Annotated in this window: 14 protein-coding genes and 1 pseudogene; 3 read left to right on the top strand and 12 right to left on the bottom strand. The window is 40.8% G+C overall.

Features of this window, described 5'->3' with window-relative positions:
- Positions 1-261 precede the first annotated feature (261 nt).
- The 5 genes from SLS51_RS04665 to dnaB form a co-directional block, all read right to left on the bottom strand.
- The gene (locus tag SLS51_RS04665; protein ID WP_225813026.1) at positions 262-516 is read right to left on the bottom strand and encodes a colicin E3-like toxin immunity protein; all 255 of its coding nucleotides are present in this window, start codon (positions 514-516) and stop codon (positions 262-264) included.
- A 9-nt stretch (positions 517-525) separates the two neighbouring features.
- Positions 526-2,310, bottom strand: coding sequence for a colicin-like bacteriocin tRNase domain-containing protein (locus SLS51_RS04670; RefSeq protein WP_323836000.1), 1,785 nt, complete (start codon positions 2,308-2,310; stop codon positions 526-528).
- A gap of 326 nt (positions 2,311-2,636) precedes the next feature.
- Positions 2,637-3,836: an amino acid aminotransferase gene (locus SLS51_RS04675; RefSeq protein ID WP_323836002.1), complete on the bottom strand. Its 1,200-nt coding sequence runs from the start codon at positions 3,834-3,836 to the stop codon at positions 2,637-2,639.
- 53 nt (positions 3,837-3,889) lie between these two features.
- Positions 3,890-4,969 carry an alanine racemase gene (alr, locus tag SLS51_RS04680; RefSeq protein ID WP_323836004.1) on the bottom strand — a complete coding sequence of 360 codons (1,080 nt, stop codon included), beginning with the start codon at positions 4,967-4,969 and terminating at the stop codon, positions 3,890-3,892.
- A gap of 39 nt (positions 4,970-5,008) precedes the next feature.
- On the bottom strand, positions 5,009-6,418 hold the full coding sequence (dnaB, locus tag SLS51_RS04685) for a replicative DNA helicase (protein ID WP_323836006.1): 1,410 nt from the start codon (positions 6,416-6,418) through the stop codon (positions 5,009-5,011).
- Positions 6,419-6,588: 170 nt separating this feature from the next.
- Here dnaB and SLS51_RS04690 point away from each other — a divergent pair, with 170 nt between their 5' ends.
- Positions 6,589-7,572, top strand: coding sequence for a quinone oxidoreductase (locus tag SLS51_RS04690; RefSeq protein WP_323836008.1), 984 nt, complete (start codon positions 6,589-6,591; stop codon positions 7,570-7,572).
- An 18-nt stretch (positions 7,573-7,590) separates the two neighbouring features.
- On the opposite strand, the gene dusA is transcribed toward SLS51_RS04690, so the two are convergent.
- From dusA to SLS51_RS04720, 6 genes and pseudogenes are all read right to left on the bottom strand, one after another.
- On the bottom strand, positions 7,591-8,628 hold the full coding sequence (gene dusA, locus SLS51_RS04695; protein WP_323836010.1) for a tRNA dihydrouridine(20/20a) synthase DusA: 1,038 nt from the start codon (positions 8,626-8,628) through the stop codon (positions 7,591-7,593).
- A gap of 450 nt (positions 8,629-9,078) precedes the next feature.
- Positions 9,079-9,189 (bottom strand): annotated as a pseudogene (locus tag SLS51_RS04700) (NadS family protein); the annotation flags it as partial.
- Between the two features lie 47 nt (positions 9,190-9,236).
- Positions 9,237-9,590, bottom strand: coding sequence for a hypothetical protein (locus SLS51_RS04705; RefSeq protein ID WP_323836012.1), 354 nt, complete (start codon positions 9,588-9,590; stop codon positions 9,237-9,239).
- A complete protein-coding gene (locus SLS51_RS04710) occupies positions 9,590-9,817 on the bottom strand; it encodes a VOC family protein (RefSeq protein ID WP_323836014.1) in 228 nt (75 codons plus the stop codon). The genes SLS51_RS04705 and SLS51_RS04710 overlap by 1 nt, the downstream gene beginning before the upstream one ends.
- A 266-nt stretch (positions 9,818-10,083) precedes the next feature.
- On the bottom strand, positions 10,084-10,509 hold the full coding sequence (locus tag SLS51_RS04715; protein ID WP_323836016.1) for a tail fiber assembly protein: 426 nt from the start codon (positions 10,507-10,509) through the stop codon (positions 10,084-10,086).
- Positions 10,510-10,511: 2 nt separating this feature from the next.
- Positions 10,512-11,348 carry a gp53-like domain-containing protein gene (locus tag SLS51_RS04720; RefSeq protein ID WP_323836018.1) on the bottom strand — a complete coding sequence of 279 codons (837 nt, stop codon included), beginning with the start codon at positions 11,346-11,348 and terminating at the stop codon, positions 10,512-10,514.
- Between the two features lie 498 nt (positions 11,349-11,846).
- On the opposite strand from SLS51_RS04720, the gene SLS51_RS04725 reads away from it, so the two are divergent.
- Positions 11,847-13,037, top strand: a complete 1,191-nt coding sequence (locus SLS51_RS04725; RefSeq protein ID WP_323836020.1) for a lactate oxidase — start codon at positions 11,847-11,849, stop codon at positions 13,035-13,037.
- A gap of 327 nt (positions 13,038-13,364) precedes the next feature.
- On the opposite strand, the gene SLS51_RS04730 is transcribed toward SLS51_RS04725, so the two are convergent.
- Positions 13,365-14,507, bottom strand: a complete 1,143-nt coding sequence (locus SLS51_RS04730; protein WP_323836070.1) for a DUF1266 domain-containing protein — start codon at positions 14,505-14,507, stop codon at positions 13,365-13,367.
- 219 nt (positions 14,508-14,726) lie between these two features.
- On the opposite strand from SLS51_RS04730, the gene zur reads away from it, so the two are divergent.
- Positions 14,727-15,239 carry a zinc uptake transcriptional repressor Zur gene (gene zur / locus SLS51_RS04735; RefSeq protein WP_323836022.1) on the top strand — a complete coding sequence of 171 codons (513 nt, stop codon included), beginning with the start codon at positions 14,727-14,729 and terminating at the stop codon, positions 15,237-15,239.
- The last annotated feature ends 116 nt before the right edge of the window (positions 15,240-15,355 follow it).

Here is a 15,355-nt window from a genome sequence, read left to right on the forward strand (position 1 = left end):
TCTGTATATTAACACGATGAATTGTTCTCTGCATATATTAACCTCTCATTTATAGTTAATTAATGAATTGATATAGTTACAGCCTAATTTATCTAGCATTCTATTATCTTGATAATCATCTGTTAATATCCCAATTGCTCCTTTCGCGAAATTAAAATAAACTAAAAGAACTGAGTTCTGTGAAATATAGAACTCAGCTCTTAGCATCTATCTGATTTTTTGGACATCTTACGTTAGTAAGGTTTAAGTCAGAACAAATAACTACCATTTATCTCGGTAAGCAAATCCAACAAAATAATCATATTTTTTCAAGTCAATATGATGAACAAAATAAGGCTGAATAACTTGAGTCCATCCATCTCGTACCTCAAAAACTCCTTGATTAATTGTCTTATCAATCTCTAAACCCAGTTTTTCAATAATAGAACCATCATCATCAAAATCCTTTGAGTTTTCTTTCCCTACAAGATAGTCTGTTTTTTTATCAAACCACTCAAGTCTTAACTTTAATCCCATTTTTCTACCTCACAAATATTTCTTTATGTTTCGTTTTGGATTAGCTGATTTTAATGGTTTCCCCGTATTGGGATCAAAAGAACCGATGTGCTGCCCATCACTGGCTCTATAACCTTCCAATTCACCTTCTTGATAGTCCCATTCATAAATCTTGCGGCCTTTTTCTCCGATCCAGCGCTTTCTTAGCCCTCCCCCTCCTTGCCGTGGTGTTTTGGGACGAGTTTCCTTTAAATCACTAAATCCTTTAATATCTTCCGTTTCTGGAGCATCATGATAACGATGTCCATACTCTTTAGTTATTTTACTTTTCCTGTCTTTATCTTCCTTTCTGGCCTTATCTAGGTTCTTTTCTGCCTCACTTTTTGCTTGTTCCGCTTTTTTACGGTTTTCCATTGCAATGTTAAATTCCCTTTGCACTGGATTTATTTTCTTCCAAGCGTCTAACAGCCGACGACCAAAACGTTCATAGTATATCGCTTTTAAAAGCGCTGCACTCGTTTGTACTTGAGCTTCTTTAGGATCTTTAATACCCTGCAATTTCTCAAAATCTGAACGCGTCATAGCAAGCATGTATGCTTTTACGCCTTCTTTTAAAAGAATATCCAAACCTTTTTTGTTATCCGTTTTTATCTCTACTTTAAGTTTCTTCCCATCTATCTCAATATCCTTTGTATAAACAAGAGGATTTTTTACAGGATCTGCCAGCGCTTTACCTTCCGGCGTATTTTTTACCTGATTTAATACCTTTAGCTTTTCCTGATAAATTTTATCAAGCGGTTTGAATACTTGTTCTGCTTCATAAAACCGCCGCTCCGCTGCTTCAACAGGATGTGCTTTCTCCCACTTTTCTTGTTGCTGCTTCGCCTCTGCCGCCTGTTTTTTAGCTTCCGCCGTACTCAATACTGTCGTCACCGAAACATACACCGGTTCTGCATTTGACCCCGCTGGAAAATGGACAATTGCATCTACCGTATTTTTAACCGGCGTGGGTGTATATGATGTGACTGGCACATTAGCTACAGGTGTCACCTCTTTTCTACTAAATATATTTCTTCTTGGAGGATCACTTATTCTGATATGCACTGGAGGCATACCCGGAACCACTTTTGCGGTAAAAACATTCTGTCGTCTAGTTTTTTCCGCTTTAACTACAGGCACATTCACAGCTTTAGTCGATGTTCTAACAATTGCCAATGTCTGCTTATCTTTCTCAATGACATCCTGTACTTGAATATCAGTGACTACACTGGACATTGTAGCTAGCTTAGATACTGGCATTTTTGTAACCTGACTGGCTTGCATTGCCTGAATAATCATCCTCTGCCGTTCTGCCTTAAACTTTGCATCTTCAGGTACGTCTAAACTCTTCGGCCACATAGCTCCTACTGCCACACCAGCAAAACGTCCTGCATAGGGTGCAGCGTCCAATGCAACACTTGCCAATCGTGCTAATATTGAACTCACAGTGCCAGTTATCTGCTTTTGGAATAATGTAAATCCCCACAGCCCATCAATTAAAGCAATGTTCATCGGCTGAGCACCGATAGCCGCTGATGCCTGCGCCTCCGGAAACAAGGATAGATTTACCCCATTATTTTTTCCTGTACGATCAATCCGTTCATTATTTCCTGAGTTTCCACCACCACCTCCCCATCCTGGATCAGACTTAGGGCTTGACGTCACAGTCATGGTGTCATGATTGGCTAGAACATCTTCATCTTCTCCTTTACTACTTACACTCTCTGTTGTCTGCATATTATTACGGTCATAGTCCTTTCTATCTCCCTCACTCATCGTATTCTCCTATACTATCTAAAATAAAAAACACACAGAATCACTGTATATGCAGACAGAAAATTAGAGCAAAAACAAATTTATCTCAAGTGAAAATGATTAACATTATTTATAAAATAGTAAACGCCATTTAATATTAGCGATACTAGTTAATAGTTTAACCAATAATTGCAGGTAGAAAAAAACAGGACAAAAAACGTTATAAATCAATTTATTAAATAAAAAACAAGCGCACCGGATTATGGTGCGCTTCTTAAGAAGGGTGTACTGCTATCTTACAAAATTGTCGATCATTATCATCGATAGCAAATCATTTACATTAAAATTTATGACTTATTTACCGCCGCAAATGTTTCAGCAATACGTGCAACATTACGATGGTTGACACCCGCCATACAGACTCGGCCATTACCGACCAGATAAACAGCCAATTCTTGGCGCAAACGATCCACCTGTTTCTGGCTAAAACCGGTATAGCTAAACATCCCGCGCTGTTTCAGAAAATACTCAAAGTTTTTCTCTGGTAATGCAGTTTTCAGAGCATCCACCAGCACCGTGCGCATTTCCAAAATACGCAAGCGCATATGTTCAACTTCTGTCAACCATTGTGCCTTCAAAGCAGGATCAGTCAGTACTTTCGCCACAACCTGTGCACCAAAATTCGGTGGGCTAGAGTAAACGCGACGCACACCTGCTTTCAACTGCCCCAATACCCGCTCTTTGGTCTGTTCATCATCACAAATGACAGACAAGCCACCCACACGCTCACCATACATAGAAAATATCTTGGAGAAAGAGTTGCTCACCAGACAAGGCAAACCGGCTGTCGCCATAGCACGAATGGCATAAGCATCTTTTTCCATACCATCCGCAAGCCCCTGATAAGCAATATCAAGGAATGGCAGAAGTTCTCTCTCTTTAACAATTTGAACAACCTGATCCCATTGATCATAGGTCAGATCCGATCCGGTTGGGTTATGGCAACAAGGGTGCATCACAATAATGCTTTTTGCCGGCAGTTTCCTGAATGTTTCCAGCATTTCACTGAATTTTACCCCTTTAGTCTGTGTATCAAAATAAGGGTAATAGTTCACCTTAATACCAGCCCCCGCAAAAATAGCTGCGTGGTTTTCCCAAGTTGGATCACTGCACCACACTTCTGAATCAGGGAAATAGCGATGCAAAAAGTCAGCACCGATTTTAAGAGCGCCAGAACCGCCTAATGATTGAATCGTTGCCACTATCCGTTGTTTCAACACCGGATGATCTTTACCAAATAACAGTTCCTGAACCGCAAGACGATAGGATTCCAATCCCTCCATTGGCAGATAAAGAGAAGCAGTCTGTGACAACGCTCTAAGTTGTTCTTCTGCGGTAGCCACCGCCTGCAATTGAGGAGTCACACCCTGCTCATCGTAATACAGCCCAATGCTCAGATTAATTTTTTCCGCACGAGGATCTTTTTTAAATTCTTCAGCCAGCGAAAGAATAGGATCACCAGCATAAGCATCAACATTCTGGAACATCAGGCTCTACTCCTTATCAGTTAGTTATTTAATAAACAATATAATCTACAACATTATTCGTCCAAGTATTCCATCACCACTCTGGAAGTGAGTTTGGTCACCAGCTCATAAGTAATGATACCAGTACATCCAGCAATCCGTTCCACCGGCAGCACATCTCCCCAGAGCACCACTTCATCACCCACTTTATCTGTCGCATCTGGCCCCAAATCAACAGAGATCATATCCATTGAGACCCGGCCAGCAATCGGCACTTCACGACCATTAATATATATTGGTGTTCCCGAAGGCGCACTGCGTGGATAACCATCACCATAACCAATAGCCACAACGCCAAGACAAGTATCACGTTCACTGACCCAAGTCCCACCATAACCAACCGACTCGCCAGCTTTATGCTTACGAACAGCGATTAAGCTCGACTTTAAAGTCATCGCTGGGATCAGGTTAAAATCCACGGCCGTTTTATCAGATAATGGCGATACACCATACATCATCAGCCCAGGACGCACCCAATCTTGATGGACTTCCGGCCACAACAGGATGCCTCCCGATGCATCAATGGATTTTTCTCCCGGTTTGTCCGCACAGAAAGCCTGAAAACAGGCTATCTGCTGGCAAGTGGTGTCTACCGTTGGTTCATCAGCCCGGCCAAAATGGCTGACAATATTGACAGGCTGCTGTACATTTTTACAACGACTTAGCCGTTGATAAAATTCTTCCGCATCTTCCGGCCTTACACCTAAACGATGCATCCCGCTATCCAGTTTCATCCATACTTTTACCGGATGAGATAACTTAGCTTGTTCTAGTGCTTCCAACTGTTCAACACTGTGAACCACAGTTTCAATATGGTTAGCAACCAGTACTGGCAGGTCAGCCGCATCAAAGCATCCTTCCAATAACAGAATCGGTTTGACGATACCACCATGACGCAACGTCAATGCTTCACCAATTCGCGCTACACCGAAACAATCGGCGTCGTCCAGCGTATGTGCTGTCTCCAGTAAACCGTGGCCATAAGCGTTTGCTTTCACAACTGCAATCAGATTACTTTTCGGGGCGAGTTCCCTTACCCGTTGCAAGTTATGTCGCAGAGCGCGGCGGTCAATAACTGCGGTTGCCGCTTTCATTCTATTCCTTAAATTTATTGATTCTTTGGTAGTGAATACTTATTCGTCGTCATAACTTGGCCCGGCATAGTTATCAAACCGCGACCATTGACCATTAAACGTCAAGCGAACTGTACCGATTGGACCGTTACGCTGCTTACCAAGAATAATTTCAGCCACACCTTTCATGTCGCTATTCTCATGGTAAACCTCGTCACGATAGATAAACATAATGAGGTCGGCATCCTGCTCAATAGAGCCGGATTCACGTAAGTCAGAGTTAACTGGGCGCTTATCTGCCCGTTGTTCAAGGCTACGGTTGAGCTGAGAAAGTGCAACCACCGGCACTTGAAGCTCTTTAGCCAAGGCTTTTAGTGAACGGGAAATCTCCGCAATTTCCAAAGTACGATTATCGGATAAGGCCGGAACCCGCATTAATTGCAGGTAGTCGATCATGATCAGGCTCAATCCACCATTTTCACGGAAGACGCGCCGAGCGCGGGAACGGACTTCGGTAGGTGTCAGCCCAGAGGAGTCATCAATATACATATTGCGTTTTTCCAGCAATAACCCCATCGTACTGGAGATCCGCGCCCAATCTTCATCATCAAGCTGACCGGTACGGATACGGGTTTGATCCACCCGTGAAAGGGATGCCAGCATACGCATCATGATCTGGTTGCCGGGCATCTCAAGACTAAAGATCAAAACCGGCTTGTCCTGCATCATGGCTGCGTTTTCACACAGGTTCATGGCAAACGTGGTTTTACCCATAGAAGGGCGAGCAGCCACAATGATCAAATCTGATTTTTGTAAGCCGGCGGTTTTCTTATCCAGATCCTGATAACCGGTTGAAACACCGGTTACACCATCATGAGGGCGTTGATAGAGTTGCTCAATCCGCTCGACGGTTTCTTCAAGGATCTGTTCTATTCCTTTCGGCCCTTCATCTTTACTGGCTCGATTTTCAGCGATCTGGAACACCCGAGATTCGGCCAGATCCAACAATTCTTCGCTGCTCCTGCCTTGAGGATCATAACCTGCATCTGCAATTTCGTTTGCGACAGCGATCATCTCGCGGACAACAGCACGTTCGCGGACAATATCCGCATAAGCATTAATGTTAGCTGCACTTGGCGTGTTTTTAGATAATTCAGCCAGATAAGCAAAACCCCCTACATTATTCAGCTCTCCACTCTGCTCAAGGGATTCCGATAATGTAATCAGGTCGATGGGGTTACCCATCTCCAGCAACCGCTGCATTTCAGCAAAAATGCGCCGATGTGGACGGCTGAAAAAATCATTGCTAGTAACACGTTCGGAAACATTATCCCAACGTTCGTTATCTAACATTAAACCACCTAACACAGACTGCTCTGCTTCCAAAGAGTGTGGCGGAAGTTTCAGCCCTTCCATTTGGCGATCTTTCGGTTCAGCCATTTTGTTGTGAGTTGATTTTTTTCCCGCCATGAATCCCGCAATAATCTACTGATAAATCTGCAACAGCACATGAGTATACGCTATGAAGTGCCTTGAGTAATTATATATAGTTTGTAATTATTTCTAGCACACTAAAGCCTGTTCACAATGAGTTCAACGACTACGTACACACATTCCCCTTACATTGATGAGGTTGAGTCATGGCAAAACATATCGAATTTTCCTCTGTTGGCGGCCCTGAAATTCTCCAATATTGTGAATTCATCCCCAGAGCTCCTGCTAACGATGAAGTACAAGTAGAAAATAGAGCGATTGGAATCAATTACATCGACACTTATATTCGTAGCGGGTTATACCCACCTGCACAATTACCAAGCGGCCTGGGTACTGAGGCTGCTGGAATAGTCACCAAAGTGGGTTCCGCTGTGACTACCATAAAAGTGGGTGACCGTGTAGTTTATGCGCAATCAACTTTAGGCGCTTACAGTGAAATACATAATGTTGCGGAAAGCAAAGTCGCTGTTCTGCCAGATACCATCTCCTTCGAACAAGCGGCGGCTTCTTTTCTGAAAGGGCTGACAGTCTATTATCTTCTGCGTCGTACCTACAAAATCCAGTCAGGCGAACCCTTTTTGTTTCATGCCGCTGCCGGTGGTGTTGGGCTAATTGCCTGCCAATGGGCAAAAGCTCTGGGTGCAAAACTGATTGGAACAGTCGGCTCTGATGAGAAAGCACAACGCGCTAAAGATGCCGGTGCATGGCAGGTCATTAACTATAACCGTGAAAATATTGTCGAACGAATTTATGAAATCACCAACGGTGAAAAAGTCGGTGTAGTTTATGATTCTGTTGGTAAATCGACTTGGCTGGACTCACTGGATTGCCTGAAACGCCACGGGTTAATGGTGAGCTTTGGCAATGCATCCGGGCCAGTTACCGGTGTCGATTTGGGGATTTTAAATCAGAAAGGATCACTGTTTGTTACCCGCCCTTCTATCGCTGGCTATATTTCAACACGTGAAGAGTTGGATGAGGCAAGCAAAGAATTATTTGATCTGATTGCCAGCGGCAAAATTAATGTGGACGTACCAGAACATCAGAAGTTCTCGCTAAGTGAAGCGACAAGGGCACATCAGATTCTGGAAAGTCGGGCAACGCAAGGATCAAGTTTACTGATCCCTTAACGGTAAGATGAGCGGATATTACATCCGCTCAGTCACCATAGCTAACGCCTGTTCCACAACAGAAATATCTGCGCCCGGTTTGTGGGCATTCTCACTAAGATGACGACGCCACTGACGTGCCCCTGGAATCCCTTGAAAAATACCTAAAATATGGCGGGTAATATGCCCCAAATATGTTCCTTTTGATAGCTCTTGCTCTATATAAGGATAAAGTGCTTTGACCACCGCAACGGTATTAACTACCGGCATTGAAGCATCAAATAATTCATGATCAACCTGTGCCAGAATAGACGGGTTCTGATAAGCCTCACGCCCAATCATAATGCCATCTACATATTGTAGATGCTGTTTCGCTTCTTCCAACGATTTAATACCGCCATTAATAGCAATCGTTAATTGAGGAAAATCCTGTTTCAATTGATAAACTCGTGGGTAATCCAGCGGTGGAATTTCACGGTTCTCTTTTGGACTCAAACCAGAAAGCCACGCTTTACGGGCATGAATGGTAAATATATTGCAGCCACTGCGCTGCACAACAATATCAATAAAATCACATAGGAATTGGTAACTGTCCTGTTCATCAATACCGATACGGGTTTTAACTGTCACTGGCACATTAACCACATCCTGCATGGCTTTAACGCAATCAGCGACCAGTTCAGCTTCCCCCATCAGACAAGCACCAAAACGACCGTTTTGTACCCGGTCAGAAGGGCAGCCGACGTTTAGGTTAATTTCGTCATAGCCCCGTTCCTGAGCAATCTTCGCACAATGTGCCAACGCCTGCGGATCACTGCCACCCAGTTGTAATGCTATCGGATGTTCTTGTTCGCTGTATGCCAGATAATCGCCTTTACCATGAATAATCGCACCGGTTGTCACCATTTCGGTATATAACAGCGTTTGCTGACTTAATAAACGATGGAAATAACGGCAGTGACGATCTGTCCAGTCCAACATTGGGGCAACGGAGAAACGGTTAAGGCTATATTTAACCGTTTCTTTATCTTTCTCGCTGAATTTAAACGTTTTTTCAATTTCTTTACTTTGGTGCATTGCTATACTTTTTAGATTATTTTGACATTCTCAGTACACCATTAAGTACATCATATACATGGTGTACTCGGATGCAGGAACTAACTGGAATACGGCTTACTATAACATAGTAAAAAGCCCTCGTACTGATGGAACTATCAGGTTTTGCTTCTCGTAAGCCTCAGCTACGTCACTTTAACTCGCAAATTACGTACCACACGTACCTAAAAACCAAGATGAACACCAACAGAACTCTGACCTCTATTTTGTTAGCAAGTTTCAGTATATTGCCCATGTTCACCAGTTCGGTCGACAAAACCGAATGAACTTAGACCATAAGTGGATTACACTCAGCGCTAACTTTTAAAATTTTCAGCGGAAGGACTGCCGATGGCAAAAGAGTTGGTTATCAAATATCTGACACAATAATGAAAACACGCCCATACAGCATACAGGCGCATCGCCGCTCAATTAAATCATTTTAAGCTGGTTGATAATAAAAGGGTTCGCCTGAAGCAACAACAACAGTTTTCTTGATGCGCCGGTGGGATAACGGCGTTGGCTTTCCCAACTTTTCACCATTTCTTCTACACTGGCCAGCAGATCGGCAAATAATTATTCAACACTACTTAATCAGTGCCAATGTCATCATGCCCTTGTTCGAATTCCCATTGAATATTATATTTGTCGATAAAATAAAAATATCTGATCTTACCTATAATCTCACAAGTTTCTTGTTTTAAAGCAGAGTTTTTTTCATCCTCTTGGTTAAAGAAGATAAATTCATCACTGGTAATTTCATCTATTTTGTATAGCTTATATAATGGTGATGAATTTATTAATTTAACATCAGGAGAATTTTTTATATGCTCAAATACACTATCTATGTTTCTTACTCTAAGACAAATATGTCCAATACCACCAATATCATTAACTTCTTTTATTTCAATCCTTTTTGTTCCAATTGGGCTGTGATATTCCATTAATTCAATAAAAACCCCAGCCCAGGAATTTCCATAAATGCTATTGATACATCAACCTGTTCAGGATTATCAATAAAACCGGCTGATTTTGCAAAACCCTTATTGTTAAAATGAGGAAAGAATTGCCTAGGTATTGCACCAAATAGATTTTTATAAAAATCTATTGCCGCCATCATATCATCTACAACAATATTAATATGACCTAATCCTTTAAAGTCTATCATCATCTTTCTCCATTAATTTGTATAGAGTATAATTTAACATTAAATAACAAAATAAAAAATCAGCAAATAAAATTATCAATCATATCCATTAAAGTCAAGTTATAAATCATATCATAATCATTTAATCAACTTGGAAATAGTCACCATAAAAACAAAAAGGAAGTTAGTTTAAAGTAAATAATCAACAATTAAGATTTAAGTTTAAAACCGAATATCCCCCAAAAATCAAACAGGTCAATTTTTGGGGTAGATTAAAAAATTGCGTCTATTTATCCCTTTGGTTTTTCCGGCCAATCAATATCCATTGCCTGTGAAACATCTATCCGATTAAGTATTACTCTGTATTCTTTCCATGCCAATAACGCTATTTTCTCTTCCTCAATCGCAATACCTAAATCAACAGCGTCTTGCAATGGTGCAATTTGATTGGTTGCCTCAGCGATAAGTTGCTGTTTTTGGAATTCAGCATGTTGCCGTAACTCATCTTTCGTTGGCGGAGGAATATCTGCCCACTCCGGCAAACCGTTTTTATTTGCTACACGATGTTTTCCTTCTGGCGCATGATTAGCAGCATATTCCTGATAAATATCGTTACTGACTTCTATAATATCATCCGGCAGTGAGCCAGAAGCAATATAATTTTGTTTCAATTCTACCGGGTAGAAAGCATTTGTTTTTGCACTGTAATAATACATAATTAATATCCTATCGCTATCCAAAAGAATGGGCTATCCCATTTGGCATTTACCCAAGAATTTAATAAATCGAAAGATGAATGATCAATTACATTTACATAGCCAACAGATGCCCCCATAAAACCCATTTTACTTTGAATAGCATTAATATTGACAGCGTAATGTGTATTGGAAAAACTAATTGGTAATTGAATACGTTCTATATAGCCAGCATCAATGACCTTAGTACGCCCCCATTGATAGATAACGCCTGTATCTCCACATTTCCACCAACCATTAATTGCTTTACTGGCACTATTCCGATTACCTTTGGCATTAACTTCATTGTCTACTTCTTCTTTTGTGTATACCCCAATATCCACGGCATCCAGATCAATATTCTCAGATAATTCCTTACCATTCACTCGCCGAATATTGGGCACTCTGCCATTAATATTTTCACTTAACGAAGTTATCATTTCCTGGACAAGCTTTTGCGTGACGGCCAACGTATTACTATCACCAAGTATATCGGTAAGTTGAATAACACCTTTTTGTGTTAATGAAGCACTTGGAATTTCTATTAAAGCTTTTTGCTCTAAAGCTGTACTTAATTGGCTAGTGAGTTTGTCTATATCACCATCATCCAAAACATCATCACTACATTGTGTAGAGATAAAATTAGCCACCACCGATGATATCGTTGACGATTGACGCAAGACCTTATTTAATAAATCAATGGAAATAACATTGGGTAAAATCCCCATGTTCAATTCCTGACTTTCTTCATATTCTTCCTGAGAAACAATATTCGCATCCGGGCCAATAGAAAAGGCTTTAAAGTCATTCTTATTACTCATGAGTTCTCCTTAAAGAAAAAACTTATGCTTTCATTAAATAAGACTTTGAGATAATGAAAATTAAAATATCCACCTGTTCATCGCATATAATTTTAGAACGCTTTTCAATAATAGCCCTTTTCTGATAAGGAATGATGAAATATTTTTATAACTTAGAGAAATTAATTATTTTCTTATAGTTGATTACGTTAACAGATCAATGCCTGAAGCCAAATTTATACCTAAGCTATCCATTTACATTCAGCATCCGAAAGTCCCTCTATTTGAACTATTCCCCAAAATTCAGGTAAGCAAATAAAATAAGCTACCATACCTTATTCTGAGTTTTGTGATGTTCCTCTCACAACAAAGAATCGCCAGTTCCAATAGGCTTTGTCAGCTTATAAAAATATTCTCAAGGATTTATTAGCTTGAATTATCCAGAATAGGTCTATTCTTAATATGTGGACAAATTCTATTGTCAATACTTATTAAACCTACTAAGTAAGGGAAAATTATATGCCATCAAGAAGAGACGTCATAGTTGGAGGATTAAGTCTTGCTGCTGCCGGTACACTATCCGCGGTATCCTCAGTCAATGCTGCAACTGCTAACATAAAACTGACAGGAGCCTATAAAACAAATAGTGCAGAAAAATCCCTTGATATTATTAATCTTTACGACTTGGAAGAAGAAGCACGTAAATTGATTCCAGCGCCCCAATTTGGCTATATCAGCGGCGGTTCAGGTGATGAATGGACTCTGCGTGAAAACACCAGAGCCTTTGACGATTTCCAAATTATTCCCCGCTATCTCGCAGGAGTAAAAGAGCCTGACACAACAACCGAATTGTTCGGCAGTAAAGTGGATATGCCTATTTTTATTCCTCCAATAGCAGCACATGGGCTGGCTCATACTACCGCTGAATTGGGAACAGCGAGAGGCGCTGCCTCTGCCGGTACCCTGTTTACTGCACAAACTCTGTCTAATTCATCTCTTGAAGAAATAGCAAAAGTGAGTAACGGACCCAAATGGTTTCAAATTTATTTAACCAAAGATATGGGTATTAACCGTGAACTGATACGCCGGGCCAAAGCAATGGGGGCAACTGCAATCGTCTTTACAGTCGATTTAGAGTGGAGTGGTAACAGAGAAGCAGATAAACGTAATAAATTTGTTTTCCCACACTCACTGCCATTCCCTAATATCCCTGGCGCTCCCGTAGGAGCAACCTTATCAGAAATTACAGAGCTATTTAAACGGGATCTTAATTTCAGTGATTTGGAGTTCCTCGCCAAAGAATCAGGTCTTCCCATCATCGTGAAAGGCATTCAATCTGCCGAAAATGCTAAAGAGTGTGTTAACCACGGTGCCGCAGCGATTCAAGTTTCTAATCACGGTGGCCGACAGTTGGATACTGTCCCGGCAGCAATTGCTTCATTACCGCACATTGTTGAAGCTGTTGGATCTAAAATTCCAGTCTATCTAGACGGAGGCATCCGCCGCGGTACCCATGTGTTTAAAGCGCTCGCATTGGGTGCCAAAGCTGTCGCTATCGGTAGGCCCATTTTGTATGCACTGGCATTAGGTGGAGCACCAGGCGTAACTTCCATTTTAAACCTACTTAAGGATGAGCTGAAACTTAGCATGAAGCTGGCAGGATGTGCAGCCATTAAGGATATAGAGAGAAAATTTATTAGTTTGATTTAACCCATTAACTAATAAAGCAAATATTGGCCCCGTTTCATTTGAAACAGGTGATTTCAGGAAACGGGGTAAATTATGTTACCTTTAGAAATAATAGATACCATAATGAAAAAATCCGTTCTCTCACTTTACACCATTATTTCCTATTATTAATTATTTGCTTCCCCTTGAAATGTTCTTCAAGGGGAAATGTTTCATATATACCCTATGGATTTCAAGATGCATCGCGGCGGCAAGGGAGTGAATCCCCGGGAGCATAGCAAACTATGTGACCGGGGTGAGCGAGCGCAGCCAACAAAGAGGCAACTTGAAAGATGACGGGTATAAATATTAATGGAGTACACGAGACGCTGACAGTTCCGTAATATCAAATTCATAACTTTGTTGTTCTTCCATGTTACTGCGTAAAACATCTTCTACTAATGCAGAAAAACCTGTCATCATCTGCCTTTCCATAATAATGCCTTTTGGTTCAGGCCACGGCAAATTAGCAATCGGCCAGTCACAATGTGACTTATAATAATTAAATTGTTCCAGCCGCTCTTTAGACCGATCAAAATCATTACTCCAGTAAGCATTACCTAGCCGAAAGTTTGTATAAAATTCATCAAAACTACCGAAGATTTCATAAATATAATCAGCGGTTTTCAGCATATTTTTCCATGCCATTTCTTCACTGATATAACCGGCACAAAAACAGTTGCGACTTAAAACGATTGCCAGCCACAAATCAAATCCCCACACTAATGCAGGAGGGCGCTTATTAATAGGTTTAGCACATTTATGAATATAGTCGGGTGTGACTTCAACTAATTTGGCAAGTATTTTAAACATTTTTCCATCATTAAGAGCAGCATCAATAGCAAAATGTTTTGAATGTATCCCCTCCCACAAACCCGTTAACATTTTCATATACCCTTCTTCATCAATAATTCCCCAGTCGCTGTATAATTGGGATTGATGTTCCTGAGTCGGAGATAATGGAAGCAGATAGTAACGATAGCTATCATGGGCAACCCGTGACTGTAAAGGATAGTGCTCTAGCGTTTCACTCCAAAAACCTAGCCAATAGTCACTAACAATATTTAATCGTAATACCTGACGCTTATCTTCTGGTAAAAGAGATAAACCTGCTTGTTGATAATAACGCCGTTGTTCCCATTCAGGACGCTTAACAATGCGATAAATAATAACCAAGAGTAACATTACACCTAATAATGCTACACCTCCTACTTGTGCCAGAAGTAAATAGTCCGTATCAGGGACAGATACATTACCTATTATAAATAAAACAATTGCTACAGATAATACAATACCCATACATACTGCAATTACAAATAAAATATTAATCAATGCATATAATGCTCTTAAAAAAGGTAACTTTCTTTTTTCACAAATAATATGCTTCATTACCTGATAGCCTTTAACGGGGAACTGTCTATAATGAGGCTGATTTTGTAAAAGCTCTTTCATCACAAATGCTTCCTTTCCGAAAATTATCTGTCATATACGATAATTCTTGTCTGTATTATCATAAACTTCAAGAAAACATTATTTTTGCTACTGAGTACCAATTTAGCCAAATTAACTCCATCAGGGGACAATCCCAATGAACTTTGCTGGATAATATTTTCTATTGAAGAAACATGATAACATCACAATATTATCATCGTACTGGTTGTAAGAGGCGCAATGAAATTGATTAATCAAAAAAAGTTACTGGAACAGGCCGAAGTTATTTGCCAGGCTCGTGGAGTCCGCTTTACTCCGCAGCGGCTTGAGGTTTTGCGTCTCATTTCAGAGCAGCCAGGAGCAATCAGTGCTTATGATTTACTGGATTTGCTACGGGAAGCAGAACCACAGGCTAAACCACCTACCGTATACCGGGCACTGGAATTTCTATTGGAACAGGGGTTTATTCATAAAATAGAATCCACCAACAGTTATGTCCTATGTCACCATATCGAACAGCCAAGCCACACTTCAGCAATGTTTATTTGTGACCGTTGTGGTTCTGTTACGGAACGAGATGGTGGAACCATCGAATCCGCCATCCAACAACTAGCAAAAACAGCCGGGTTCAGTTTACGCCATACCATCATCGAAGCACATGGCTTATGCTCATCCTGTGAAGAGATCGAATCCTGCACTAAACGAGATGAATGCCAGCATGACCACAGAATTGAAGGAAGTAAAAAGAAATAATACTTACTTTTGGTGCAGAGTCAGACTGAAATAAACAACCGCAGAATCACGTTTAAAATAATCACAACGATAAATTCAACAACATGATTCTGCCTGAATATTGCAATTCTTTAACC

The organism is Photorhabdus africana (genome assembly GCF_035181445.1).
Taxonomy (GTDB): domain Bacteria; phylum Pseudomonadota; class Gammaproteobacteria; order Enterobacterales; family Enterobacteriaceae; genus Photorhabdus; species Photorhabdus laumondii.

Excerpts from the sequence above, each read along its gene's own strand:
- SLS51_RS04665 (WP_225813026.1), bottom strand. The coding sequence starts at position 516 with ATGGGATTAAAGTTAAGACTTGAGTGGTTTGATAAAAAAACAGACTAT.
- SLS51_RS04670 (WP_323836000.1), bottom strand. The coding sequence starts at position 2,310 with ATGAGTGAGGGAGATAGAAAGGACTATGACCGTAATAATATGCAGACA.
- SLS51_RS04675 (WP_323836002.1), bottom strand. The coding sequence starts at position 3,836 with ATGTTCCAGAATGTTGATGCTTATGCTGGTGATCCTATTCTTTCGCTG.
- alr (WP_323836004.1), bottom strand. The coding sequence starts at position 4,969 with ATGAAAGCGGCAACCGCAGTTATTGACCGCCGCGCTCTGCGACATAAC.
- dnaB (WP_323836006.1), bottom strand. The coding sequence starts at position 6,418 with ATGGCGGGAAAAAAATCAACTCACAACAAAATGGCTGAACCGAAAGAT.
- SLS51_RS04690 (WP_323836008.1), top strand. The coding sequence starts at position 6,589 with ATGGCAAAACATATCGAATTTTCCTCTGTTGGCGGCCCTGAAATTCTC.
- dusA (WP_323836010.1), bottom strand. The coding sequence starts at position 8,628 with ATGCACCAAAGTAAAGAAATTGAAAAAACGTTTAAATTCAGCGAGAAA.
- SLS51_RS04705 (WP_323836012.1), bottom strand. The coding sequence starts at position 9,590 with ATGGAATATCACAGCCCAATTGGAACAAAAAGGATTGAAATAAAAGAA.
- SLS51_RS04710 (WP_323836014.1), bottom strand. The coding sequence starts at position 9,817 with ATGATGATAGACTTTAAAGGATTAGGTCATATTAATATTGTTGTAGAT.
- SLS51_RS04715 (WP_323836016.1), bottom strand. The coding sequence starts at position 10,509 with ATGTATTATTACAGTGCAAAAACAAATGCTTTCTACCCGGTAGAATTG.
- SLS51_RS04720 (WP_323836018.1), bottom strand. The coding sequence starts at position 11,348 with ATGAGTAATAAGAATGACTTTAAAGCCTTTTCTATTGGCCCGGATGCG.
- SLS51_RS04725 (WP_323836020.1), top strand. The coding sequence starts at position 11,847 with ATGCCATCAAGAAGAGACGTCATAGTTGGAGGATTAAGTCTTGCTGCT.
- SLS51_RS04730 (WP_323836070.1), bottom strand. The coding sequence starts at position 14,507 with ATGAAAGAGCTTTTACAAAATCAGCCTCATTATAGACAGTTCCCCGTT.
- zur (WP_323836022.1), top strand. The coding sequence starts at position 14,727 with ATGAAATTGATTAATCAAAAAAAGTTACTGGAACAGGCCGAAGTTATT.